General features: G+C 39.3%; 19 protein-coding genes. 9 read left to right on the top strand and 10 right to left on the bottom strand.

Annotation, left to right across the window (positions count from 1 at the left end):
* Positions 1 to 9: 9 nt before the first annotated feature.
* Complete coding sequence (locus tag DV942_RS14090; protein ID WP_342354883.1) at positions 10 to 2454, bottom strand: TonB-dependent receptor; 2445 nt, start codon at positions 2452 to 2454, stop codon at positions 10 to 12.
* 829 nt (positions 2455 to 3283) lie between these two features.
* The gene (locus tag DV942_RS14085) at positions 3284 to 3814 is read right to left on the bottom strand and encodes an AAA family ATPase (protein WP_145858464.1); all 531 of its coding nucleotides are present in this window, start codon (positions 3812 to 3814) and stop codon (positions 3284 to 3286) included.
* A 437-nt stretch (positions 3815 to 4251) separates the two neighbouring features.
* Between DV942_RS14085 and DV942_RS14080 the strand changes: the two genes are divergently transcribed.
* Both DV942_RS14080 and carB read left to right on the top strand, forming a co-directional pair.
* On the top strand, positions 4252 to 4569 hold the full coding sequence (locus tag DV942_RS14080) for a hypothetical protein (RefSeq protein WP_090981079.1): 318 nt from the start codon (positions 4252 to 4254) through the stop codon (positions 4567 to 4569).
* 205 nt (positions 4570 to 4774) lie between these two features.
* The gene (carB, locus tag DV942_RS14075) at positions 4775 to 7612 is read left to right on the top strand and encodes a carbamoyl-phosphate synthase large subunit (protein ID WP_145858462.1); all 2838 of its coding nucleotides are present in this window, start codon (positions 4775 to 4777) and stop codon (positions 7610 to 7612) included.
* A 115-nt stretch (positions 7613 to 7727) separates the two neighbouring features.
* On the opposite strand, the gene DV942_RS14070 is transcribed toward carB, so the two are convergent.
* The gene (locus DV942_RS14070; RefSeq protein ID WP_145858460.1) at positions 7728 to 9035 is read right to left on the bottom strand and encodes a M20/M25/M40 family metallo-hydrolase; all 1308 of its coding nucleotides are present in this window, start codon (positions 9033 to 9035) and stop codon (positions 7728 to 7730) included.
* 168 nt (positions 9036 to 9203) lie between these two features.
* A complete protein-coding gene (locus tag DV942_RS14065; protein WP_145858458.1) occupies positions 9204 to 10331 on the bottom strand; it encodes a DUF4407 domain-containing protein in 1128 nt (375 codons plus the stop codon).
* A 127-nt stretch (positions 10332 to 10458) separates the two neighbouring features.
* Here DV942_RS14065 and DV942_RS14060 point away from each other — a divergent pair, with 127 nt between their 5' ends.
* Both DV942_RS14060 and DV942_RS14055 read left to right on the top strand, forming a co-directional pair.
* Positions 10459 to 10776 carry a rhodanese-like domain-containing protein gene (locus DV942_RS14060; protein ID WP_090981086.1) on the top strand — a complete coding sequence of 106 codons (318 nt, stop codon included), beginning with the start codon at positions 10459 to 10461 and terminating at the stop codon, positions 10774 to 10776.
* A gap of 227 nt (positions 10777 to 11003) precedes the next feature.
* Positions 11004 to 11201: a DUF6358 family protein gene (locus tag DV942_RS14055; RefSeq protein ID WP_090981088.1), complete on the top strand. Its 198-nt coding sequence runs from the start codon at positions 11004 to 11006 to the stop codon at positions 11199 to 11201.
* Between the two features lie 134 nt (positions 11202 to 11335).
* Here DV942_RS14055 and DV942_RS14050 read toward each other — a convergent pair whose 3' ends face one another.
* The gene (locus DV942_RS14050; RefSeq protein WP_145858456.1) at positions 11336 to 12367 is read right to left on the bottom strand and encodes a dipeptide epimerase; all 1032 of its coding nucleotides are present in this window, start codon (positions 12365 to 12367) and stop codon (positions 11336 to 11338) included.
* 76 nt (positions 12368 to 12443) lie between these two features.
* On the opposite strand from DV942_RS14050, the gene DV942_RS14045 reads away from it, so the two are divergent.
* Together DV942_RS14045 and DV942_RS14040 are read left to right on the top strand one after the other, a co-directional pair.
* Complete coding sequence (locus DV942_RS14045; protein ID WP_145858454.1) at positions 12444 to 13580, top strand: hypothetical protein; 1137 nt, start codon at positions 12444 to 12446, stop codon at positions 13578 to 13580.
* Between the two features lie 307 nt (positions 13581 to 13887).
* Complete coding sequence (locus tag DV942_RS14040) at positions 13888 to 14871, top strand: hypothetical protein (RefSeq protein WP_145858452.1); 984 nt, start codon at positions 13888 to 13890, stop codon at positions 14869 to 14871.
* A 259-nt stretch (positions 14872 to 15130) separates the two neighbouring features.
* Here the strand turns inward: DV942_RS14040 and DV942_RS14035 are convergent, their stop codons facing one another.
* The 3 genes from DV942_RS14035 to DV942_RS14025 are packed head-to-tail and all read right to left on the bottom strand — an operon-like array spanning position 15131 to position 18235.
* On the bottom strand, positions 15131 to 15745 hold the full coding sequence (locus DV942_RS14035) for a rhomboid family intramembrane serine protease (RefSeq protein ID WP_090981096.1): 615 nt from the start codon (positions 15743 to 15745) through the stop codon (positions 15131 to 15133).
* Between the two features lie 6 nt (positions 15746 to 15751).
* Entirely contained in the window at positions 15752 to 17491 is a 1740-nt protein-coding gene (locus DV942_RS14030; RefSeq protein WP_244950697.1) for a M14 family zinc carboxypeptidase, read from the bottom strand.
* An 18-nt stretch (positions 17492 to 17509) separates the two neighbouring features.
* On the bottom strand, positions 17510 to 18235 hold the full coding sequence (locus tag DV942_RS14025; protein ID WP_145858450.1) for a hypothetical protein: 726 nt from the start codon (positions 18233 to 18235) through the stop codon (positions 17510 to 17512).
* Positions 18236 to 18292: 57 nt separating this feature from the next.
* Here DV942_RS14025 and pepT point away from each other — a divergent pair, with 57 nt between their 5' ends.
* A complete protein-coding gene (gene pepT, locus DV942_RS14020) occupies positions 18293 to 19546 on the top strand; it encodes a peptidase T (RefSeq protein ID WP_145858448.1) in 1254 nt (417 codons plus the stop codon).
* 123 nt (positions 19547 to 19669) lie between these two features.
* On the top strand, positions 19670 to 20536 hold the full coding sequence (locus tag DV942_RS14015) for an aldose 1-epimerase family protein (protein ID WP_145858446.1): 867 nt from the start codon (positions 19670 to 19672) through the stop codon (positions 20534 to 20536).
* Between the two features lie 144 nt (positions 20537 to 20680).
* Here DV942_RS14015 and DV942_RS14010 read toward each other — a convergent pair whose 3' ends face one another.
* The gene (locus tag DV942_RS14010; protein WP_145858444.1) at positions 20681 to 21247 is read right to left on the bottom strand and encodes a Crp/Fnr family transcriptional regulator; all 567 of its coding nucleotides are present in this window, start codon (positions 21245 to 21247) and stop codon (positions 20681 to 20683) included.
* 168 nt (positions 21248 to 21415) lie between these two features.
* Here DV942_RS14010 and DV942_RS14005 point away from each other — a divergent pair, with 168 nt between their 5' ends.
* Positions 21416 to 22078 (top strand): DUF1349 domain-containing protein, encoded by a 663-nt coding sequence (locus DV942_RS14005; RefSeq protein ID WP_145858441.1) that lies wholly within the window; start codon positions 21416 to 21418, stop codon positions 22076 to 22078.
* Positions 22079 to 22181: 103 nt separating this feature from the next.
* Here DV942_RS14005 and DV942_RS14000 read toward each other — a convergent pair whose 3' ends face one another.
* Positions 22182 to 23474 (bottom strand): leucine-rich repeat-containing protein kinase family protein, encoded by a 1293-nt coding sequence (locus DV942_RS14000; protein ID WP_145858439.1) that lies wholly within the window; start codon positions 23472 to 23474, stop codon positions 22182 to 22184.
* Positions 23475 to 23519 lie beyond the last annotated feature (45 nt).

Genomic DNA, 23519 nt, shown 5'->3' with positions numbered 1-23519 from the left:
TAGTCTTTCTTAAAATTTCACATTCAAACTTAGCAAAAAGTTGGTTCCCGCCTGCGGATAAAAGAAGTTTTCAGTTATTCTGCTTCCGCCTGACTGATAGCCATATGTATAACCGTTGCTTTCATACTTTTTATCGAAAATATTGTTTACCAGTAAACCAAGGTTCATGTTTTTAACACCTGCAAATTTAAAATCATAACCCAAACGTGCATTGCTTACCCAATAACCATTAAGCGTCCTATCGTTATTCTGTGTATTATCCAGGTATTGCTTGCTTACATATTTACTTTGCAAAGCTACTGCAAAACCACTTACCGGTTTATAAACCAGCTCGCCAAAAAGCACGGTATTTGGAGAATAAGAGATATCAGTTAATTCATAGTTTTTAACTACTTGTCCGCCGTTATCATAATCATCATAATATTCGGTAAAGTTTTTGATTTTATTCCTGCTCAGTGCTGCATTTGCATTTAACACAAACTGACGACTAAGGACGTATGAACCATCTAATTCGATCCCTAAACGGTAACTCCTGTCTACATTTTGACGAAAGTTTCCGCCCACATCATTTATTTTTCCGGTAACCACCAACTGGTTTTTATAAAACATGCCATAAGCATTGGCACCTATATTAAATTGTTCGTTTTTAAAACGGTAGCCCAATTCTAAATCATTTAAACGCTCTGGTTTAGGAATAACGCCCACGGCGGCATCTGTAAAGTCATCACGGTTGGGTTCTTTATTGGCCACACTATACGAAGCATATATATTGCTTTGCGGATCAATAAAATAAGTTGCCCCAAATTTCGGGTTAAAGAAATTCAAGGTTTGGTTAATGGCCAAAGTATTCAGTTTATTTTCTGTTCCGGCAATATCATAATATACACGACGGTATTGCAGATCGGCAAATAAACTCAAATTTTCAATTGGGCTATAATTTACCTTGCCATAAACGTTAAAATCGGTTTTGAAACCCTCATTATCATAATAATGGCGATCAATATTGCCGTTTGAAGCATATTGCGCCCAAATTACCTGGCCAAAATGCGCACCCTTATATTCATTGTATGCGCCACCCAAAGTAAAGTTTAAATTCTTTTCAGGTACGTAGTTAAAAGCATAGGTAACGCCGTAGAAATCATTATCTAACCAACGTCTGCGAATTAAATCAGTTTCGGCAATAGGTGTACCACCAGCAACAGCAACTGGATTCAAGCCATAATGTTTCAGGCTATCCTGTACCCGGTATTCTTCATAATAACCTTCACCCTTGGTATAATGTAAGGCACCATTAAAAGAAAACTGTTCAGAAAACTGTCTGGCATAGATTAACTGGTAGTGGTTCTGTGTATAGTTATCAGTTTGATTATTATAAAGAAAACTGTTGTATCGCCTGCCCGAGTTAAGCAGGTTTGCCGCATCCTCTGCACTTAATCCATTTCTATCAATATAAGCCTGCATTCCAGCTAAATCATTTTCTAAACGTGATTGTGGGATTCCGTTCCACGATTGGTAGGTTTTCTCATTTCCAGAGAAAACATTTACACGCAATAAATCCTTATCTCCATGGTAAGCACCAGATAAAAAGTACGATTTCAATAATGAAGAGCCACGATTTACATAACCATCAGAGCTGATTCTTGATAAACGGCCATCAAAGCTAAATCGGTTGTTAATCAAACCTGTTCCTACCTTTACGGTATTTTTCCAGGTATTGAAACTGCCATAAGTATTGTTCAGTTCAGCATAGGGTTCTGTTTCATTGGCGGTAGTCTGAATGTTTAAACTTGCGCCAAATGCACCTGCACCGTTGGTTGAGGTACCAACGCCACGCTGAATCTGCACGTTATCAACCGACGAGGCAAAATCAGGCATGTTCACATAAAATGTTCCCTGGCTTTCGCTATCATTGATGGGAATGCCGTTAACCGTTACGTTAATCCTGCTGTTATCGCTCCCACGTATTCTGATACCTGTATAACCTACACCAGCACCAGCATCAGAAGTAACCACTACACCCGGTGTATTCTGTAAAATAAAAGGCAAATCCTGCCCGAAATTATTCTGCTGAATTTCTTCCTTACTAATATTCTTGTAAGTAGTTGCCGATTTATCTGTGGCACGGGTTGCACGTACAATGACTTCATCAGCCAGGAAATTTTGTGGCGTCAGGCTAAAATCAGCGGTAGTATTTTGGTTAATGTCAATAGTCTTTTCAACTGTTTTATAACCTACGTAACTGACAACAATGGTATATTTTCCGCCTGATAGGTTGGTAATACTATAAGTTCCCGTGGCATTGGTTACCACCGCTGTTTTTTGATTCCGCAATTTAACTGTGGCACCTGGCAGCGGCTGCTGATTCTGATCTGTTACTTTGCCCGTAACCGAAATTTGTGCCGATACAAAGAAGGGCAACATTGCAACAAGTGCTGCAAAAAGTAAATTTTTCAATGTTTTGTTTTTAGTTAAACCCATCGGAAAAAGGGGCTTCCCCGATTTCAGTTAAACTTCCATAACTCCAATCCCTACGCCGGCATTACCCGGATCAGGTGCATTTGAGGTTGATGGCTGGAGGGTTTTAAGGCTGACGGGATTTAACCCTCTACCTTTTTACCTTCTACCTTTTGCCTCAAAATGGGTATGATCTCAGCCTGTTTTTGTGTTTATTTAAACAAGGCACCCCTAATGATGGGACAAATGTAGAAAATTTTAAGCAATCCGAATATTTTTTAATGTATTGGGTTTAATAGGGTAAAAATTAATGGCATAATACCTGCCCGTACAGACGTGGAACTATTTGTTATTATGGATTTGAAAATGAACGGTTCTGTGCGCATGGCATTTTCAGTCCCGCTTTCCCTCCTGCCAATTTGAAGGAAATTGGCATCCGTTCCAATCGGGTTCAGGTGGCCAGGCAGGTAGAGATATCAACGTTAAAACACCAAACGTTCCTATGGAACTAAACCTCGCCAATTAAACAATTGGCTACCAATGAGGTGTCCCGACGGGGCGAACATTTTTTAACAAACCAGAATGGTCGGTTGTTAATTTATAACACCGTCTCGTCCCATCGGGACGGATCATCGGTAAAAAAAATGTTTATTTTTTTTTCGTTCCATAGGAACGTTTCATGTTTAGGCACCATGTTAACAAGCCCTTGTTCTTAAACCCGATAGTAGCGAACACGAACCCTGATTTTTCATCGGGTGATTAAAGCGAAAGCGGGACTGCCGGCTGCCAAAAAACGACCAACAATCATTTCCCAAAAAAGATAACCTTTTTACCTGCTTAAAAAATCATCAATGGCTCTAACGGCATTTGCGACCCGTTCTTCACCTAAACCACCAATAACTTGATAATTGGCTTGAAGCGCCTGTAATTCCTGATGCCAAACTTCCATAAAATATTCCCGTTTCTCCGGAAAATCGCGAAGAGGATCATCCTGCCATGGCAAATCGATATCCATTAACAGATACAAATCGTAAGGCTTTTTCGGTAGAGCATCCAATACAATCTGGGGCGTCTCTCCAAGTACTTCATCGCTCCATATCTTAACCGTAATAAAAGTGGTATCGCAAATAATGAAATCACTTTCGGTGGTAACCAAAATTGCATCCTCTAACGCTACCTGCCCGTAATACATATTCACTTCATCTTGCAGGGTATAATCGGCAACCAGATTTTCGCAGTAATAACGGGCATACTCCGGCACCCACGAAACTTTGTAGTATTTGGCCAGTAACTGAGATATCGTAGATTTCCCTGTACTTTCCGGACCAACAACAGCGATTTTTTTAATGTTTTTATTCACGATACATTTTCTGAATATAGTCAAATGTAAAAGAAAAAGCCTTAAAAGAAAAAATCCGGTTGAGGAGGGCTCCTCTAACCGGATAATAAACCAAACAAACTATTTATGAAGAAATCCTCATGGCGGGTAACTAATCCGCGGAGGAGGCTTTAGATCATTGTCTAAAGTATATACAAAACGCATATACGTTTCAGTTATTACAACATTATTGCCAATAATCCGATCATCACAACTTCGTGACTTAATTCTGACCAACAGCACTACATTGACGAACGTATTATCACATTAATTAAGAACTCATCACAAATATACACATTTATATTTTACATTTATGTATAATTTATAGTACAAATGAAAAAATAGTGTTCAGTATTTAAAACTATTTGTCCTAAATGCTGTTATTTATTTAAGACATTAGGCAACTAAAACGTTATACCATGAAAAAATTGTGTGTTGCATTATCGCTGCTCATTATATCGGCATTGGGTTCTATCGCTTTTACCAACATTAAAACGGGTGGCATAATCGGAAAAATTACACCAGTTGATGCCGCGTCAACCGTATCACTTGTAGCAGCGAAAGACACGCTAAGTGCACAGATCAATCAGGGTGTTTTTACTTTTACAAACCTTAAAGAAGGTGTTTATACTGTGGTAATCAAGGCCAATGCACCGTATAAAGATACAACAGTAGAAAGGGTTGCCGTTAAAGATAGCGCCACTACCGATTTAGGCGAAATTAAATTACAGCAGTAGCTTATTTTACAAAAGAAAAAACCATAAAAGAGTACTAAAATAGTACTCTTTTTTATTTTAAAAAAAACGGCTCAAATCACATCCAAAGATGTATCTTTGCATCCCGACAGAACAGTTGGGATTTTCTTCTTGCAAGCATAAGACCTTTTGCTTCTTCACCTTCGGGTTCAAACACTTTAGAATTTTAATTATTTTAAGCTTTATCATGCCTAAAGACACTTCCATACGCTCAGTACTGATTATCGGATCTGGACCAATTATTATTGGCCAAGCCTGTGAGTTTGATTACTCAGGTTCGCAAGCGGCACTTTCTTTAAAAGAAGAAGGAATTACCGTTTCTATTATCAACTCCAATCCGGCTACGATTATGACGGATAAGGTTATTGGCGACCATGTTTACCTGCGCCCGCTGACTGTTGATTCAATAGAAGTTATTTTACAGGAGCATATCGCCTCTGAAGATTTACCTAGAATTGATGCGGTACTTCCTACAATGGGCGGTCAGACAGCGCTAAACCTTTGTAAAGAAGCGGAAGAACGTGGTGTTTGGGAAAAATACGGGGTTAAGGTTGTAGGGGTTGATGTAGATGCAATTGAGAAAACTGAAAACCGTGAGGCTTTCCGCCAGTTAATGGTTGATATCGGTGTGGGTGTTGCGCAATCTAAAATAGCCAACTCATTTTTAGAAGGTAAAGAAGCCGCTCAGGAAATCGGATTTCCGCTGGTAATCCGCCCTTCATATACTTTGGGTGGCTCTGGTGGTGGTTTCGTACACAGAAAAGAAGAATTCGATGCAGCTTTAAAACGCGGCCTGGAAGCTTCGCCAACACATGAAGTACTGGTAGAAAAAGCGGTTTTAGGATGGAAAGAATATGAGTTAGAGTTACTAAGAGATAGCAATGATAACGTAATTATCATCTGTTCGATTGAAAACTTCGATCCAATGGGCATCCACACAGGAGATTCAATTACAGTTGCTCCTGCAATGACCCTGTCTGACCGTTGTTACCAGGATATGCGTAACCAGGCAATCAAAATGATGCGTGCCATTGGTAACTTCGCAGGCGGCTGTAACGTTCAGTTTTCGGTTAATCCGGCAAACGATGAAATTATCGCCATCGAAATCAACCCACGTGTATCCCGATCATCAGCATTGGCCAGCAAGGCAACTGGTTACCCAATTGCAAAAATCGCAGCTAAACTGGCTATCGGCTATAACCTTGATGAAATTGAAAACCAGATTACCAAAACCACTTCAGCATATTTCGAACCTACTTTAGATTACGTAATTGTTAAAGTACCGCGTTGGAACTTCGATAAATTCAAAGGCGCCAACAAAGAGCTTGGCTTGCAAATGAAATCGGTAGGTGAGGTAATGGCCATTGGCCGTACATTTATCGAAGCATTACAAAAAGCTTGTCAGAGTTTAGAAATCAACCGTGCGGGTTTAGGTGCAGATGGAAGACAGGTACGTAATATTGAAGAGATTATGGACGGTTTGGAGCACGCTTCGTGGAACCGTTTATTCCTGATAAAAGATGCCATGGCCATGGGTGTACCGCTGGAATCTATCCGTAAGGTAACCAAAATTGATAAATGGTTCTTAAACCAGATTCAGGAATTGGTATTGCTTGAAAATGAATTAAAAAGATACTCACTAAATAATATCCCTCAGGATTTCTTTGTAACGCTAAAACAAAAAGGTTTCTCTGACGTTCAGATTGCCTGGTTGTTAGGCAATGTTACGGAGGATGAGGTTTACGAGCGCCGTAAAGCTTTAGGCATAAAAAGGGTATACAAGATGGTTGATACCTGTGCTGCAGAGTTTCCGGCCAAAACGCCATACTATTACTCCACTTTTGAAGAAGAGAATGAATCAAAACCTTCTGACAGGAAAAAAATAATTGTTTTAGGTTCAGGCCCTAACCGTATCGGTCAGGGTATTGAGTTCGATTACTCATGTGTACATGGTTTATTGGCTGCAAAAGAATCGGGTTTCGAAGCGGTTATGGTTAACTGTAACCCTGAAACGGTTTCAACTGATTTTAACATGGCCGATAAATTGTACTTCGAACCTGTTTTCTGGGAACACGTTCGCGAAATTATCGACTTAGAAAAACCTGAAGGCGTAATTGTTCAGCTAGGTGGTCAAACTGCCTTGAAAATGGCTGAAAAACTGACCCAAAACGGCATCAAAATTATTGGAACTTCTTTCGAGAATATGGACATTGCTGAAGACCGTGGCCGTTTCTCTGACCTGTTAAAAGAATTGGATATTCCTTATCCAAAATATGGTGTTGCAGAAAATGCTGAAGAGGCCATCGTTGTAGCAAACGAGGTAGGCTATCCGGTATTGGTGCGCCCGAGTTATGTATTGGGCGGACAAGGCATGAGTATTGTAATCAACGATGAAGACCTTGAAAAAGCTGTTGTAAAACTGTTAGGCGATTTACCCGGCAACCGTGTATTAATCGATCACTTTTTAGATAGGGCAGAGGAGGCAGAATCTGATTCGATCTCTGACGGTGAAGATGTGCATATTGTCGGTATGATGGAGCACATTGAGCCTGCTGGTATACACTCAGGAGATTCATTTGCGGTATTGCCAACATTCAGCTTATCAGAAAAGGTAACTCAGGCCATGGAAGAATACTCTGTTAAAATTGCAAAAGCGTTAGATGTACGTGGTTTGTTAAACATTCAGTTTGCCATTAAAGATGAGAAAGTTTATGTAATCGAAGCAAATCCCAGGGCATCACGTACGGTTCCTTTCATCGCAAAAGCTTATGATGTTCCATACATCAACATTGCTGCTAAAATAATGCTGGGCGTTGCCAAACTGAAAGACTTTACCATTGTGCGTAAACTTAAAGGTTATGCTATTAAAGAACCGGTTTTCTCTTACGAGAAATTCCCTGAGGTAACGAAAGAATTAGGTCCTGAAATGAAATCTACTGGTGAGGCCATCCGCTTTATCAAAGATCTGGAAGACCCTTACTTCCGCAAGCTTTACAAAGACAAATCGATGTATTTGAGTAAGTAAACCTTCACCAGATTCTAAATAAAAATGGCCAGTGATGATTTCACTGGTCATTTTTTTTACTATCGCGTTTAAACCTATCAGGTTTTAAAAAACCTGATAGGTTATCTAATCGCTATTATTGCTTCAACTTCGGAATCCTTGTTGGCGTATCTGTACCGTTTACAATACTGGTTGCACTTTTGGCAATGGCTTTAATGGTAGAAAGAATGTTGTCTACATCTAAAGAATTATATTCGTCTTTCACGCTGTGGTACAATTTATCAATATCAATTTTATCCGTACTAATGGTGTGTGCCGGAACACCTAGAGCCGCTAAAGTTGCGTTATCACTTCTATAGAATAAGTTCTGCTCAGGATAGGGATCAGGATGGAAAGTAAACTCAGTTCCTGCTAAGTTTTTCTGCAAAATCTTTCCAAAATCAGATCTTTCATAACCCGTAATAAAGGCCGTATTTTTACCAAATTTCGAATCTTTGCCAATCATCTCAATATTAAACATGGCTACCACATCATCAGGATTCAGTTTTGCAGAGAAATATCTGGCACCATAACCGCCAATTTCTTCAGCAGTAAAAGCAACAAAGATTAAGGTACGCTCGTTATTTTTTTGTGCTTTATAATATTTCGCTAAAGCAATCATTGCTGTTGTGCCAGAAGCATCATCATCGGCACCGTTGGCTATACTATCGCCATCTACCGCTTTTAAGAAACCAAGGTGATCGTAATGACCAGAGAAGATGACCATTTCTTTCGCTTTCGATTTACCAGGAATTACCCCGGCCACATTAAACAAAGGCATTTTATCTACCTTACTTTTAATTGTTACCGAAAAATCTGTTGCGGCATCTTTACCCAAAACGAAAACCTGTACTGCGCCGTTGGTTGCTTTTACGTCTTTTTCATCAATAGTAGTTGGTTTGCTGAAATGATCTTTATAACGGTTAAAAAGATCAGCAAACTTATTGTCGACTAAAACGATCTGGCTTTTATCACTATTTAGCATGGCCCTGAACTGCGCTACAAAAGGCTTTTCGGGGTCTAACTTAACAACAGTGGCGTTGGATTTATCAAGCGCAACACTTTCTGTGGCAACACCTGTAACCATTATGTTGGCAGGTGTAATTTCCTGTCCGTCAATTTTAACGATTGTACTTAATGAGCTAACCTGATACTTATAAAAAGTTTGCCGGAAAGTTTTCTCACCAGCCAGGGGCTGTAAACCAATCTTTTTGAATTCAGATTCAATAAAAGTGGCTGCTTTATCAATACCAGGCGTAAAAGTTGCACGTCCCTGCATGTCATCAGCGCTTAAGGTTTTAATCAGGTGATCAGTATATTCACGGGTAATGATTTTATCAATGTTTTGCGCTTTAAGCTGCAAACTTGTCATCCCTACAAGGGTAAAAAAGAGTATTTTCTTCATATTATATTTATAGCGGGGTGAATTTAGGATTTTTGGTTGGTAGTTTATTAGTTAATGGTTTAATAGTGTATGGTTGATGTTTACAACAGATTCCCTTTCCTATAACCCGTCTTCCATAATCCGCCCTACACCATCCGTTTTATATCATCCATTTTACATCTTACATCATTAACCCTCACGGTCCCAATCGTATTTTTCGAGATCACGATAGGCTTTGCCTTTTATGATTTCCTTCTTTTTTGACGACTCAGAATCGACCCTCGTTTCATGAATATTATCGGCCACTTCCAAATGGAAATCCTTATCTTTTTTAGAATGGTAAATCGATACTTCATCCCCGTCTGCAATTGCATAGTCATAAGGGCCTCTGGCACTCATCAGCTTTACAAAAACAGGCAAACATTCAAAAAAGATAAACAACAGTCCAATAAAAGTAACCGCAATTGCGGTATTGTTATCCCGCGTACCATCCACATTAAATTTAAGCTGCCCTAATGCCCAGTTGCGATCGGCAAAACCGGCGATATCCGATAAACTATCCAACTGTTTTTTGGTGTACAGCTTTTCAGTAAACAATCCATCGAATTCTTTGCGTTTATCTACAAAACTTTCCGATTTATTGATGTTCGCTTTAAGCGAATCTAACTCTGCTGTACGTTGTGCAATCTCTGCTTCCTTTCGTTTGGCATATGGCCCATAACCCATTACACCCGATGTTTCGGTGGTTTTATTGCCGAAAATCTCGAAGTTAAGTTTTTGCCTGTCGGCCTTGATTCCTTTTTCAAGCGAGTCGCGGGTAGCTTTCTGCTGGTTTAACCGGCCAAATTCTACCTGATATTTTTTCTCAAATGCTTTGTTCAGCGTATCTATTTTAGCGCGCTGACCATTTAAATAACTTACTTTTAGGCGTTCTTTAATTTCTTTATCGAAGATTTTAAGCTCTATCGGCCTGGAAATAACCATACCGATCATAATAGCCAACAGAATACGCGGCGTAGCCTGTAATATCTGCTTATTGGTGCTGGCACTTTTATTAATGCTGGACACGATGTACCGATCCATATTAAAGATGGCTGCTCCCCATAAAAAACCGAAAACAATAGCAAAAATTACGGCCAGATCATCACCTTTAAATACAAAATACATGGCATAACCTCCGGAAAGGGCAGCAAAAAGGCCGGTAAAAAAAATGGTGGCACCAATGCCTGTATATTTATTTTGTTCTGAAGGATATTTTTCCAGTGTCGGGATGTGAGCGCCAGAGCAAAACCAAAAGAAACGGTTCAGTTTGTCCATTTGTAACTATTTATAGTTAAACGCCTAAGGGTTCCGGTTGTTACACTTTTAAGCAAAATTTTATGGCATTTTTTTGATAGGGAGCGTAAATTTGATTTTCCTATATTTGCATAAATACATTTATAAAATGAAAGAAATATCGGTACAAGAACTAAAAGAGAAAATCGATAACAAAGAAGATTTTCAATTAATTGATGTTCGTGAAACATTCGAATATGAGGTTTCCAATCTTGAAGGCGAGAACATCCCTTTGGGCGGAATTTTAATTGAGGCCGACAAGGTTGCGAAAGATAAGCCGGTAATTATCCAGTGCCGCAGTGGAAAAAGAAGCGCTGCAGCGGTTATGCAGTTAGAGCAACAATATGGATTTGACAATCTTTATAACTTAAAAGGCGGCATTTTGGCCTGGCAAGCAGCTTTTGATCCGAATATGCCGGTTTATTAGCATAACCAGTATTCAATAAACAATTATCAAGAAAACAATGACCAATAACCAAACTCCAATGATCAATTGGAGAAGGGTTTTATAGCACAAACAAAGATCAATTTTCAAACTTAAACCTTACAGGAGCAAACCTTTTGAATATTTCAGCTCAGGATGGTGTTTGAAAATTGATTATTGCTAATTGGTACTTTGCACGTAAATTCTCTTAAAACTAAAATCCTCTATCTGTGGGAAAAAAATTTGCTTTAAACATTTTCTATAACCTGGCCATTATTCTTTCTATTTTCGGACTGGTTTGGTGTTATAATAACCACAAATATCTGCCAGCTGGTTTTTTGGTAGGTACAACCGCTTGTTTATTTTACTTTAAGTATCAACTTACCAAAGACATCAGAAAAAGTTTTAAAGAAAAAGACCAGAAGTAGCAATTTAATGACAGCATGGGTGAGTTTTGAATGAGTGAATATCAGGGATAGTGCCCAGCCAAAATTCACCTATCTCGTATCGCTTAGGATCTTCAATCATTCTATCATCCTGTCATTCATCATTTCTACTCTGTTTAAATAAAAAGATCAGGAGTAACACCTTCCAGCCCTAAACCCGGCAAATTATTGAGGATATACTTTCCATTTTCAAAGGCCGGATCTTTAAACGGATTGTTTTTGGTCAGCCAGGGCCCATCCAAATCCGCCCAGTTGCATAACGGAGCCAAAGCAGCGGCGGCCAAAGTAGCGCAACTGGTTTCGCTCATACAACCGATCAGCACTTTCATTCCGAACGAACGGGCTTTCAAAATCATCTGATGCCCTTCGTACATGCCACAACTCTTCATCAGTTTTACATTGATTCCATGATAAGCCCCTTTTAAACTATCCATATCGGCTAAACGCTGTACAGCTTCATCCGCAAGTAAGGGAATAGGGCTTCGTTCGGTTAACCAGGCGTTCCCGTCCAGGTTGGTCTTATCCATAGGCTGCTCAATTAATACCACCCCCTGGTTATGTAGCCAGTAAATTAAATCAATGGCTTTAATCTTATCTGCCCAGCCCTGGTTAGCATCCACATATAAGGGTACATTGGTCATGCTCCTGATCGTTTCTATAATTTCCTGATCGTTATCTCTTCCCAGCTTAACCTTAATCACTTTAAATGCTTCGGCATCTTTCAGTTTTTCGCGGATGACGTCAGGCGTATCAATCCCAATGGTATAAGAAGTTACCGGCATTTTAGCAGGATCTGCACCATAAATTTCGTAACAAGGTTTATTTAACAGTTTCCCCTGAACATCGTTAAGCGCAATGTCAATAGCAGCTTTGATTGCCGGCTGGCCAGGAGCCAGAACATCTAAATAAGGAATAATCTCCTTAAAATCGAATGGAAATTGGATTTTGTCCCAATCTACAAGGTTCAGAAAAGCTGTCGCACTTTCATAACTCTCACCCATATAAGGCACCATAGATGCCTCGCCATAACCGGTTACCCCTTCATATTCAATTTTCAACAACATTAAGGGCGTACTGGTACGGGTAAATTTCGAAATTGAAAAAGGATGTTTTAACGTTAATTCAAATGGCCTGCAACTAATTTTCATTATCAATCGTCTACTTAATATATAAGGTTATTATTGTGTTAAAATTATCTTTATTTATTAACATAACGCCATCGCCATGAAAAATAGCTCAAAATTAAGGTACTTTATTTATTTATCCCTCATAATTATTGGAGGATGTACCACAGGAAAAAATGCCCTTCAAAAAGGTGATTACGATTTATCTGTTCAAAAATCAGTAAGCAGGCTACAAAATTCGCCAAAAAACAGCGAAGCCATGCAGGTATTGAAAATGGCTTACGAATTAGCTTTAAAAGATCATTTACGGAAAATTGAGGAAGCAAAAATATCTAACGATCTATTCAGATGGGAATCGGTGATGTACGATTATCAGAAAATCAATCAACTGGCAGATGAAATCAATAGCTGTCCGGCATGTTTGGCAATTATTCCGAACCCTTCAAAATATAGTACTGAACTGGCTGATGCTAAATATAATGCTGCCGGCGCAAGGTATAATTCCGGCTTAAGCTATTTAAGAGATGGTAGCCGCCAGGCCGCCAAAAAAGCATATTACGAATTTGAGAAAACGCTGAATCTTCAGCCAAACTACAAAGATGCCAAAGCAAAAATGGAAGATGCATATTGGTCTGCTGTAACCAGGGTTGTGGTACAACCGATTATCGTTAACAGCAGTCTGTATAAGTTAAGCGCTGATTATTTTCAACAGCAGATTGATCAGTATATCGCAAAATATTCCAAAAACAAGTTTGTTATTTTTTACGGGGAAAGACAAGCTACCGAGCAAAAAATTGTTCCAGATCAGGTACTCAGCTTAAATTTTGATGATTTTGTGGTAGGCCAAACCTATGTAAAAGAAAGGGTAGAAAAGCTAAAACGTGATAGCGTAGTAATCGGCGAAACGCGTGATAAAAAGCCGGTTTATGGCACTGTAAAAGCTACGCTGAGTATTTTTGAAAAGAACATTTCTTCATCCGGTTTACTGGACATGAGCATTACTGATTGGAAAACAAGGAAACTGGTTCACCAACAGAAATTTCCCGGAACCTATGTTTGGAGAGACAGCTGGGCCAGTTATAAGGGAGACGACAGGGCCTTAACTAAACCGCAATTAGCCATTACCAAACGCAGAGAGCAGTTACCGCCACCGCCAAACGCGCTGTTTTTAGAATTTACCAAACCCATTTACAACCAGCTGGTGGATGATATCAGTTATTATTACAATAATTACTAGCTTAACCACCCCCGGCCCCTCCTTGAAAAGGAGGGGAGCTAAAAAACCTTAATTTGTTAATGGATGCAGCTTTGTAATATCTTAAGTTGGAATTGTATCATAAGGCGATTTTACCTCAGATGCTGTCATGTTGAGCCTGTTGAAACACCTTAATGTGTATGACGTAGGTCGTTAGGCAAGCTCAGGGGATTAACAAATCTATATTGATAATACAATATCTGCAGCGGTAATCATTAACGCAAACCCTTAAGTAAGGTTGTAATCCCTGCGTTAAAATAAAACATCGTTACTTAGCCCTAAAAATATAATGGCTAATATTGCAGCGATGAATACCGGCTTATACAATCCTTTCAAAAATTTCGATTTTTTATACAAAACCTGCTTTTTAAGCGGAAAAACATTTAATTCTCCTGTAATCCAGGTGCCTCTGCTTCCAAAATGGTTGTTGGAACAGGCAGGTTTAAGTGGCGAAGAGCAGATCCAGTTTTTGGATGAAAGTATCCGTTCATACAATACATTGGTTATTCCGGTGAATGCCGAGATCAATGAGCAGTTTTTAAATCCACTGGAAGATAAAATCGAAGCTGCATTTGCAAAAGGTTATGATGCTGTTTCCACACTGCCAGAGCTGGATCTTTTTAACTGGATTGGCAAATTCCTTTATGGCTTTGTATATATTGAAATGCATTCGGCCTTACGTAAAGAAATGACTGCCGATGGTTTAAACATGTCGCAATCGCTGATGATGAAATTTGCCAACCTGAATTTCATGATGCAAAACCTGTACACCAGCCTGGAGTTTGAAGATTTCACGCCATGGTCTATCATTGTGGTAAAACTGGAAAACACAAAAACACCATTCAGCTTCCGTGATGAGATTAATACGTTAACCTTCTCGTTAAAAATGAAAGATTTTGGGATCATCGCCTGTTTACAGGATAATGGCACCAATAAACGCTACCATCAGGATATTATCAATGAGATAAAAGGAAAAGCTTTAACCGCCGAGCAATTTGAAGAATTGAGCGCCCGCTTTTATTATTCTGCTTACCTTTTTAACCGTTTACCCGAATATACCTTTATGCCTGTTGAAGGTACCACATACATCGAAGCAATGCCTCTTCGTGGCAACATGACCAAACCCCTTTTTGATGTCTGGCAGCATAAGATATATGCACAGGTGCTGGAAAACTTCTGGAAACCCTGGGGTTATGTCGTGTTTGAGATTATTAAAAATCCTGATGAGCCAATGAGTTTCTTTGAGAAACCTTATCTGCCTACGGCAGGGTAATAAATTCTAGTCGTCACACTGAACCCAGCCTTAGCGAGCTCACTGAAGGTAATTCATTTCAGGGTATATCCTGCATGAAAGATGCTGACCACGAAGTAGCTACAAGGCCATTGAAAAAATATTATTTCTACTTGTAAAGTAACGCAGAATCTATCGGATCAGCATGACGGCTGACTTAATGAATGTGTACTAAAAGGATTAACAGCGATGCATCCACACGATAAGTTTTCAGGAGAATGACGATTCTTTCTAATGAAAATTATCTACCACCCGTTAACATGGCAATAAAGTTCTGTAGAATACCTGGTACGAAAATGATTGTAAATATCAATCCGGTTAAGGCGCCAAAAAAGTGTGCATCATGATTGATATGATCCCTTGAATTGCGGGAAGCGTAAGCACAATAAATTAAATATATAATTCCAAAAACTACAGCAGGAATCCCGATCGGGATAAACATGATATAGATTTTAGACATTGGGTTATACAATATATAACTAAAAAGTACCGCGCTGATTGCGCCTGAAGCGCCCAGACTATTGTAGTGAAAGTTATCTTTATGTTTGATTACCGTTGGCAGATCGCTCAACACCAGACCCAAAAAGTAAAGCAACCCAAACCGCCAGCTCCCCATCATACTCTCAAGCGCAAAGGCAAAAGCGTAAAAAGTAAACATGTTAAAAAAGAGGTGCATCCAATCGGCGTGCACAAGTCCGCTGGTAATTAATGTATATACATTCTGCCCTTTAGAAACACTAAAAGGATGTAGCATAAATTTTCCATAAATCGAATGATCGTAGAAAGCGTAAAGGCTGGTAATGATGGTAAAAACGAAAATTAAGGAGGCAACTGGTGCTATATTGAAGTATTCCATTTGGGCTTATTTTAAATCCAGTTTTACATCTGTAACCAAACGTGCAACCGGATATCTGTTGTGTGTTTTTTCGTAATAATCAGAATTTTTATACACAAAATCAAGTTGTGCGGCACCATTCTTTGCAAATTCAGGGTCAGCCAACTTTTTGGCGTCCAGTTTACTTTTTAAATCAGGGTTATTTTTTAGCAGTTCTGTAGCCGTATCTTCAAAAACATAGGCCGAATAATGCTCTTTCATATCCAGAATAGAATCGAAAAAATTCCAGTTGAAATAAGAATCTGTGGCCTGAGGTTCTAAGGTTTCTACAATATACCGGTTGCCTGGCTGGTTTACATAAACCACATAATCACCAGCATAGTATTGCAACTTTTGTGGAACAGTATTTACAGTTACACCTGAGTGCAGGTAATGGCCTTCATATGGCTTGGTTCCGGTTTTAAAATCACCGATGTAATAACTGTCGACAACAATTTTCTGATCGCTTTTTAATTCCCTTAATTTAACCTGATTCAGTTTAAGCAGCGTAATTACCCGATCCCATGCTTTTGGGATGATATAGGCGACAGGTTTTTGAACAGATAATGCGGGCTCATACTTGTTCCACTCTTTAATGGTTTTGACGTAAGGCTTGCTACGATCGTAATATAAACGTTCAGCGCCGCTTACCGTGCTGGGCTTTTGCCCTGCTTCAAATCCCTTAAATGGGATATCGTTAACATCGTTTTTGTTTAGTTTCCACGCTAAAGGATATTCTTTTTGTGCAGCAACAGCCTCATTGGCCTTTTTCTTATTTGCCCCAATGATTTTGGCATCCCGTTCGATCACCTGGATATAGGTTTTCAAAAGCTTGTAAGTAGCATCTACGCGTAAATCGTACGATTTTAACATATGCGTTTCGGGCATAAACCCAATGGTATTGTGCAGCGTGGTATAACCAGTAGAGTAACGTGGCGATTCAATAAAACCTGTTATCCCGGTTTCAGGGGTTTCGCCTATCGAGTTTACATAAGGAATCATCGGATAACCCAGTTTTTCCATACCGGAATATAAATCAGGCACTAAAGTTTTGGTTAAATAATCAGAAAGTATAAGGTTTAGCTTATCTTTTTGTGTCGGGATAAGCGTCATCACATATTGATAATCGGCGCCATTGCTGGTATGGGTATCTACAAATATCTCGGGCTGCCAGGTATTAAAAATAAGTTGAAATGCTGCCGAATTTTTGGAATCTGTTTTAATAAAATCACGGTTCAGATCAAGGTTTTTGCTATTTCCTCTAAAACCGTAAGCAACCGGCCCGTTTTGGTTTGCCCTTGATGTTCCACTACGGTTAAAACTGCCGTCTATATTGTAAAGCGGAATGATGCAGATTACCACATCCTTTGGCAATTTACCCGCTTTGAGCAAATCACGAGCCAGCATCATCGATGCATCTATCCCTTCTGGTTCGCCTGGATGAATGCCATTATTGATCAATAAAATTCTTTTATTTTGCTTCCTGATCTGCACGGGATCGAAAACCCGGTTACGTGATAAAACCAATAAGTGTAAAGGTTTTCCAAAATCAGTAAGCCCATAGGTTAACAGTTTGGCTTGCCGGTAGGTTTTAGCCAGGTTTTGATAATAAGATATGGCTTCAGTGTATGTTGTAGTTGCTGTTTTTCCACTTAACTCAAAAGGCGATTGCTGTGCCATTGAAGTTAATGAAAAGGAAAATGTAAAAACCAATAATAATATCCTCATGCTATTGATAAATAGAGTTTATAGCGTTTTATGGTACGAGCGAACGTTACCGAACAGATACCTGAAGCCTACAGTAATGGAATTATACATGTCCGGATAGGTATTATTAGCGCTTAGTCTCGACTCATTATAACCATCTAAGCCTTCGCCAAAAGTAAAGTTAGACTGTGCATTTACATTAATTACATACCTCATGTAACCAAAGGAATCTTTTATGTAATAATTAAAACCCAAATTTATCGGCAATAACAGGTTAGTACTTTTATCTTCTCCGCCATAGGGTTGTCTGTCAGAACCGGAAGTATGAGGTGGATACCTTGCAATGTTGGATATGTTGTTATTTATCGCTCCCAATCCGAAGCCAACATATATCCCCCTCATGTTATACAGTAATCCTCCCTGGCGATAATTAACAAGTTCCCCTAACATCAGTTTCAGGTTAGCTGTAAGTGCGGTATATTTATTGACAAACCAACGGCCGGATGGATCTTTAACAGCAATCCCCCCTTTAATCCTTCCGTATTGCCCTTCCAGTCCCATTGTCAAAAAAGGGGTGATGTGATAATCAAAAACACCGTAAACAATTTTCCCATAGTCTCCCTCATATACATCGGTATATGATTTATTCATGCCACCGCCAAAACCATAAGACATTTTGAAATAGTTGGATTGAGCAAAGGAAAAACTTCCAATAAAAACAAACAGAAAGGTTATATAAGTCGCTCTCAATGAATAAAAAATCATATCTTTTTTACAAAAATAAGATGATTATCGGATATCTATAACTTTTACCTTTGAATTATGAGCACATACACCAACTTTAACAAATCGCTTGAACAGCGGTTCATAAAATATGCAAAAATTGATACCCAATCCGATCCAAATTCTCCTACCTGCCCTTCAACTTTAAAGCAAAAAAACTTAGCGGCAGTATTGGTTGAGGAATTGCAGGAAATTGGAATTTCTGATGCCGAAATGGATGATAACGGCTATGTTTATGGAACCATCCCATCAAATACAGATAAACAATTACCCGTAATTTTCTTTTGTTCGCACATGGATACCTCGCCTGATTGTAGCGGAGAAAATGTTAAACCGATTATTCATGAAAAATATCAGGGACAAGACCTGGTTCTGCCAGACGATAACCACATTGTAATCAAACTTGCTGAACACCAAGACCTGAAACAACAGATTGGCAATGATATTATTACCGCCAGCGGAACAACCTTATTGGGTGCAGATAATAAAGCAGGATTAGCAGAAATTATGGAAGCAGCGGCCTTTTTAATGAAAAACAAAGAGGTAAAACACGGAACCATAAAGCTTCTTTTTACCCCTGATGAAGAAATTGGCAGAGGCGTAGACAAAGTTGATTTGAAGAAGTTAGGTGCCGATTTTGGTTATACCATTGACGGGGAAACACTCGGATCAATCGAAGATGAGACTTTTTCTGCCGACGGAGCTACCCTTAAAATTTATGGTGTAAGTACACATCCGGGGTTTGCAAAAGGAAAAATGGAAAGTGCAATTAAGATTCTTGCCGAAATTTTAGATTCACTGCCAAAAGATGCCCTTACACCAGAGGCCACGCACCAGAAAGAAGGGTTTATCCATCCGGTAAGTATCAACGGACAGGTAGAAGAGGCAGAGGCACATTTCATCATCAGGGATTTTACCGATGAGAACTTAGTTTCACATGGCCGGTTTTTGGAAGAAACTGTAAAAAAAGTAATGACTAACTATCCAAAATCCAGCTACAAGCTTAATATTAAACCACAATACCGCAACATGAAACAGGTTTTGGATCAGCATCCTAAAATTGTACAATATGGTATTGAGGCAATTGAACGAGCTGGTGTAGTACCTAAACAACAAAGTATCCGTGGCGGGACTGATGGCTCACGACTTTCTTATATGGGTTTACCATGTCCCAATATTTTTGCCGGAGAACATGCTTTTCACAGCAAACAAGAATGGGTAAGCGTACAGGATATGGAAAAGGCTGTACAAACCATTGTTAACATTGCGTGTATCTGGGAAGAGAAAGGCTAGTCTGGAGTTGGGCGTTTGATGTTATAATTGCACCAAACGCCTAACGCTAAAATCCAATCTGATGGGATTGATTTTTAATAAAATGTATTTTCAAAGCACAAATTTTGCTAATTTTAACCTGTAATGATAACTCTCGAAAACGATTATATAAAAGTTAGCCTGGCGGCTAAAGGCGCAGAACTTCAAGGTTTATTTAGTAAAGAAACCAAACTTGAATATTTATGGAATGCCAACCCAAAGTATTGGGCAAAACATAGCCCGGTACTATTTCCTATTGTTGGCTCATTAAAAAACAACAGCTTCATTTACCAGGGTAAACACTACGAATTACCCCGTCATGGTTTTGCCAGGGACAATGTTTTTAATTTTGAAAAGATAAGTGAAAGCGAGGGTATTTTTACGTTAACCCAAAATGCTGACACCTTAAGAACATATCCGTTTTATTTTGAGCTTAAACTGAAGTATCAACTGATAGACAGAAAGTTAAAATTAACTTACGAGGTAAAGAATACCGGCACGAGCGAACTTTTATTCTCTATTGGCGCACATCCGGCATTTGCGGTACCCAACACGCCAGATACCGTTTACGAAGATTATTACCTCTCCTTTAATGCTGATGAGCAATTAACCTACTGGAAACTGGAAGATGGACTGGTGGCCAACGAAACCAAAAATATAGCGCTTAATGCGCATAAGCTGAAGCTTACACATGAGCTGTTCTATAACGATGCACTGGTTTTTAAAAACCTGCAAAGCAACAGCATTAGTTTACTGAACACCAAAAACGATAACGGCCTGCACTTCAATTTTGAGGAGTTTCCATTCTTTGGGATATGGGCGGCACCCGATGCACCATTTGTGTGTTTAGAACCCTGGTGCGGAGTTGCTGATGGCGTTAACCACAACCAGGAGCTATCCGGCAAAGAGGGGATCATAAAACTTGGGGCAGGCGAAACCTGGTCGCGGTTTTGGGAAGTAGCATGTTTTTAAACTGGTTTTTCTGATTAGTTGCGCCAGAACTTTGAGTTTGATCTGATCAGCAGAGTCGTGCGATCATCTCCAATGTGCCCCCGCCCATCGTGCCTTTTCTTTGTAACCTTCGTGGTAAAAGCAGAACCAAACAGAACGCTGAAATTAAAGCGATAATCGGCTTAAAGTTTCTCTGGTTACGCCAAGATAAGATGCAATAAGGGTTTTCGGAATCCTTTTGTGTAGAGAAGGGTATTGGTTACGCCATTGCTTGTAACGTTCGCCGGCATTGTTGCTCAATAAAGCCAATACCCTTTTTTGTAAGGCCATATTGCCTGTGGTATATTTTTTCCTGAAAAAATACTCCATCTTGCGGGAGGAGGCACAGAGTTTTTCCTTATTTTCAAATGAAATAGAAAGCGTTTCCGTATCTTCTATACAGTCTACATTTAAAGTAGCAGGCATACCTGTATTGAAAGCATTTGGATCGGAAAACCACCACTCTTCCATGGCTAACTGTAAAATGTATTCTTTTCCCTCGTGGTCGGTATAAGAAGATTTTACAATGCCCTTCACTACAAAATGTTCCTGACTGGCCACATCACCTGCCTGGATAATATACTGGTGTTTCTTGTATTTCCGCCTGGTAAAAAAAGATGCAGCATGTTCAAATTCTTCATCTGTTAAACAAACGATCTGATGGATGTGTGTCCGTAAAAAATCTAATTCCATGTTTCTGATGCAAACAAATGTACTGTTTATTCAAGATTTTTAAACCTGATAAACTTATTTTAGCCAAATGCTGGCGTGATAATCATCACGTTAAAATAGTGATGTATGTCCTTTACCAAAATTTTTTCCTGCATTATGTTTGCATCACACCACATACAAAACACACAAATGAAACTTAAATCACTTGCCATAATTGCGGTACTATTTTCTTTAATGAGCGCCAAAACCTATGCCCAGAGTTTAGCCAAAATGAACTGGTTCAACGAACCCGAAAAATGGGAAATTAAAGATAAAAATACCTTCAGCATGTTCGTGCCCGCAAAAACCGATTATTGGCGCATTTCGCATTATGGTTTTACGGTTGATGATGCACCATTTTACTATGCTACTTATGGGGGCGAGTTTGAGGTGAAGGTAAAAATTACCGGAAATTATGTAACTACTTTTGATCAGATGGGATTGATGCTTCGCATTAATGAAGAAGAGTGGATAAAAGCGGGAGTAGAATTTGTTAACGGGAAACAAAATGTAAGTGCCGTTGTCACGCATAAAACGAGTGACTGGAGCGTGGTAGAACTGGAAAAAGCACCTGCATCAATCTGGATGAAAGCGGTTAGAAAACTCGATGCCGTTGAGATTTTCTACTCGCTGGATGATAAAAAATATACCATGTTGCGTACCTGTTATTTTAAAGATAACGCACCTGTAATGGTCGGGTTGGTAGCCGCCTGTCCGGATGGTAAAGGTTTTAACGCCTCCTTCGAAAATTTTAAGGTTACAACTACACCTGATCAGAGAAGATTGGATTGGGCAAAAAAACAACAGAATTGATATTTTTTATAAAGTAGTCGTCGTTTCGACCTTGCGGAGAAATCTTTAACTTGATTATAAGATCTCTCCGTTTCACTGCGCTCCAGTCGAGATGACGATTTTTCTATCGGAACGCCCCAACCAACTCCTGAAAATCAGGCCTCTCTAAGGGCGTCGTAGCCAAACAGGCATCTCTGAGTTCGCTGATCATTTTATAAACTTCCTCACTTACCTCTTCGTTTTTTAAAGAAAGTAAATCATCCAGCAGGTATCCATAAGCACTAACTTCTATTCTTTCAAACGCATCTGCGGTTTTAGCTGTTTTATCATAAAAGCTTGCTGCTCCAAAATCACCGAACAGTGTGCTGCCCTCATCATCAATCAAGATATTGTGTGCATATAAATCGCCATGCATAATGCCTGCTTCATGTAGTTGAGCTGCTAACGAAGCAATGGTTTTAGCGATGCTGATAATCTGTTTTTCAGAAAGTTTTCGATCAGCAGGAAAAACATCCCTGGTACAGCTTTCTAAACTTGGTGGATTGCCAAGATTATAAAAATGATGCGGGATCAGGTCCATTACCAGTCCTTTTTTATCTTCCGGATGTAAAGCAACCTGCCCGATTAGATTAACCAGGCCCGGGTGATAACCTGCAGCGATATAAGCTGTCATTTCGTCTTCCGGCAAACCATCGCTTGTTACATCGCCCTTAAATATTTTAACCGCTACATCTTGCTTTTCATTGCCAACTGTCTGATAGGCCTTTGAAATCATACCTGATGCCCCTTCGCCCAACAAATGGCTGATTTCCAAATCATGCCAGTTGATCAGTGAAAGTCTTTCAACAGCGGGTGTTTTACTAAAATTATTCCCGGAAAATGCAATCCATGATAGTTTTGGCAGTTGCATAATCCACTGCGGTAATTCGTGGAGTTTATTCGCCGCAATCCGCAATAATGCTAAATTCCGGCAATTGCTCAATTCTTCAGGCAGTGTAGATAAACGGTTGCCAGATAACATCAGCTTTTGCATCCTTTTGCAAAGGCCAATTTCTTTTGGTAGTTCAGCAATGTTGTTATTTGTTAAGATCAACCAGCGTAAATTCGGGTTGATCGACTTTGGCGGTACGACTTCAATCCGGTTGGATTTAAAACCCACAATATCCAGAGCAGGGCAATCGGACAGTACTTCTGGTAAAACCGAAAAAAGATTTTCAGAACAGAAAAAAATTCTCAGTTTTTTTAACCGGCCGAAATCTGTTGGCAACGAACTTAATTGATTAGATGATAAATCCAGTACTTCCAACGTATCAGCCAAATCGAATATTTCTACAGGGAATTCAGTTAAGTTTTCAGAAAGTTTTAACGAAACCGCTCCTTTAAGTTTTCCGTTTTTTAATGCTGACAGGCTTTGCATAGGTGTACTGGGTTAATATTTCAGACGAAGATAAGGCTATATATT

The organism is Pedobacter suwonensis, from assembly GCF_007833675.1.
GTDB lineage: Bacteria > Bacteroidota > Bacteroidia > Sphingobacteriales > Sphingobacteriaceae > Pedobacter > Pedobacter suwonensis.
Note: the sequence above shows the minus strand (reverse complement) of the source record. Positions and strands in the feature narration are given on the sequence as shown.

Coding starts and splice junctions, on each gene's coding strand:
- DV942_RS14080 (WP_090981079.1), top strand. CDS start 4,252: ATGAAAAAATTGTGTGTTGCATTATCGCTGCTCATTATATCGGCATTG.
- carB (WP_145858462.1), top strand. CDS start 4,775: ATGCCTAAAGACACTTCCATACGCTCAGTACTGATTATCGGATCTGGA.
- DV942_RS14070 (WP_145858460.1), bottom strand. CDS start 9,035: ATGAAGAAAATACTCTTTTTTACCCTTGTAGGGATGACAAGTTTGCAG.
- DV942_RS14065 (WP_145858458.1), bottom strand. CDS start 10,331: ATGGACAAACTGAACCGTTTCTTTTGGTTTTGCTCTGGCGCTCACATC.
- DV942_RS14060 (WP_090981086.1), top strand. CDS start 10,459: ATGAAAGAAATATCGGTACAAGAACTAAAAGAGAAAATCGATAACAAA.
- DV942_RS14050 (WP_145858456.1), bottom strand. CDS start 12,367: ATGAAAATTAGTTGCAGGCCATTTGAATTAACGTTAAAACATCCTTTT.
- DV942_RS14045 (WP_145858454.1), top strand. CDS start 12,444: ATGAAAAATAGCTCAAAATTAAGGTACTTTATTTATTTATCCCTCATA.
- DV942_RS14040 (WP_145858452.1), top strand. CDS start 13,888: ATGGCTAATATTGCAGCGATGAATACCGGCTTATACAATCCTTTCAAA.
- DV942_RS14035 (WP_090981096.1), bottom strand. CDS start 15,745: ATGGAATACTTCAATATAGCACCAGTTGCCTCCTTAATTTTCGTTTTT.
- DV942_RS14030 (WP_244950697.1), bottom strand. CDS start 17,491: ATGAGGATATTATTATTGGTTTTTACATTTTCCTTTTCATTAACTTCA.
- DV942_RS14025 (WP_145858450.1), bottom strand. CDS start 18,235: ATGATTTTTTATTCATTGAGAGCGACTTATATAACCTTTCTGTTTGTT.
- pepT (WP_145858448.1), top strand. CDS start 18,293: ATGAGCACATACACCAACTTTAACAAATCGCTTGAACAGCGGTTCATA.
- DV942_RS14015 (WP_145858446.1), top strand. CDS start 19,670: ATGATAACTCTCGAAAACGATTATATAAAAGTTAGCCTGGCGGCTAAA.
- DV942_RS14010 (WP_145858444.1), bottom strand. CDS start 21,247: ATGGAATTAGATTTTTTACGGACACACATCCATCAGATCGTTTGTTTA.
- DV942_RS14005 (WP_145858441.1), top strand. CDS start 21,416: ATGAAACTTAAATCACTTGCCATAATTGCGGTACTATTTTCTTTAATG.
- DV942_RS14000 (WP_145858439.1), bottom strand. CDS start 23,474: ATGCAAAGCCTGTCAGCATTAAAAAACGGAAAACTTAAAGGAGCGGTT.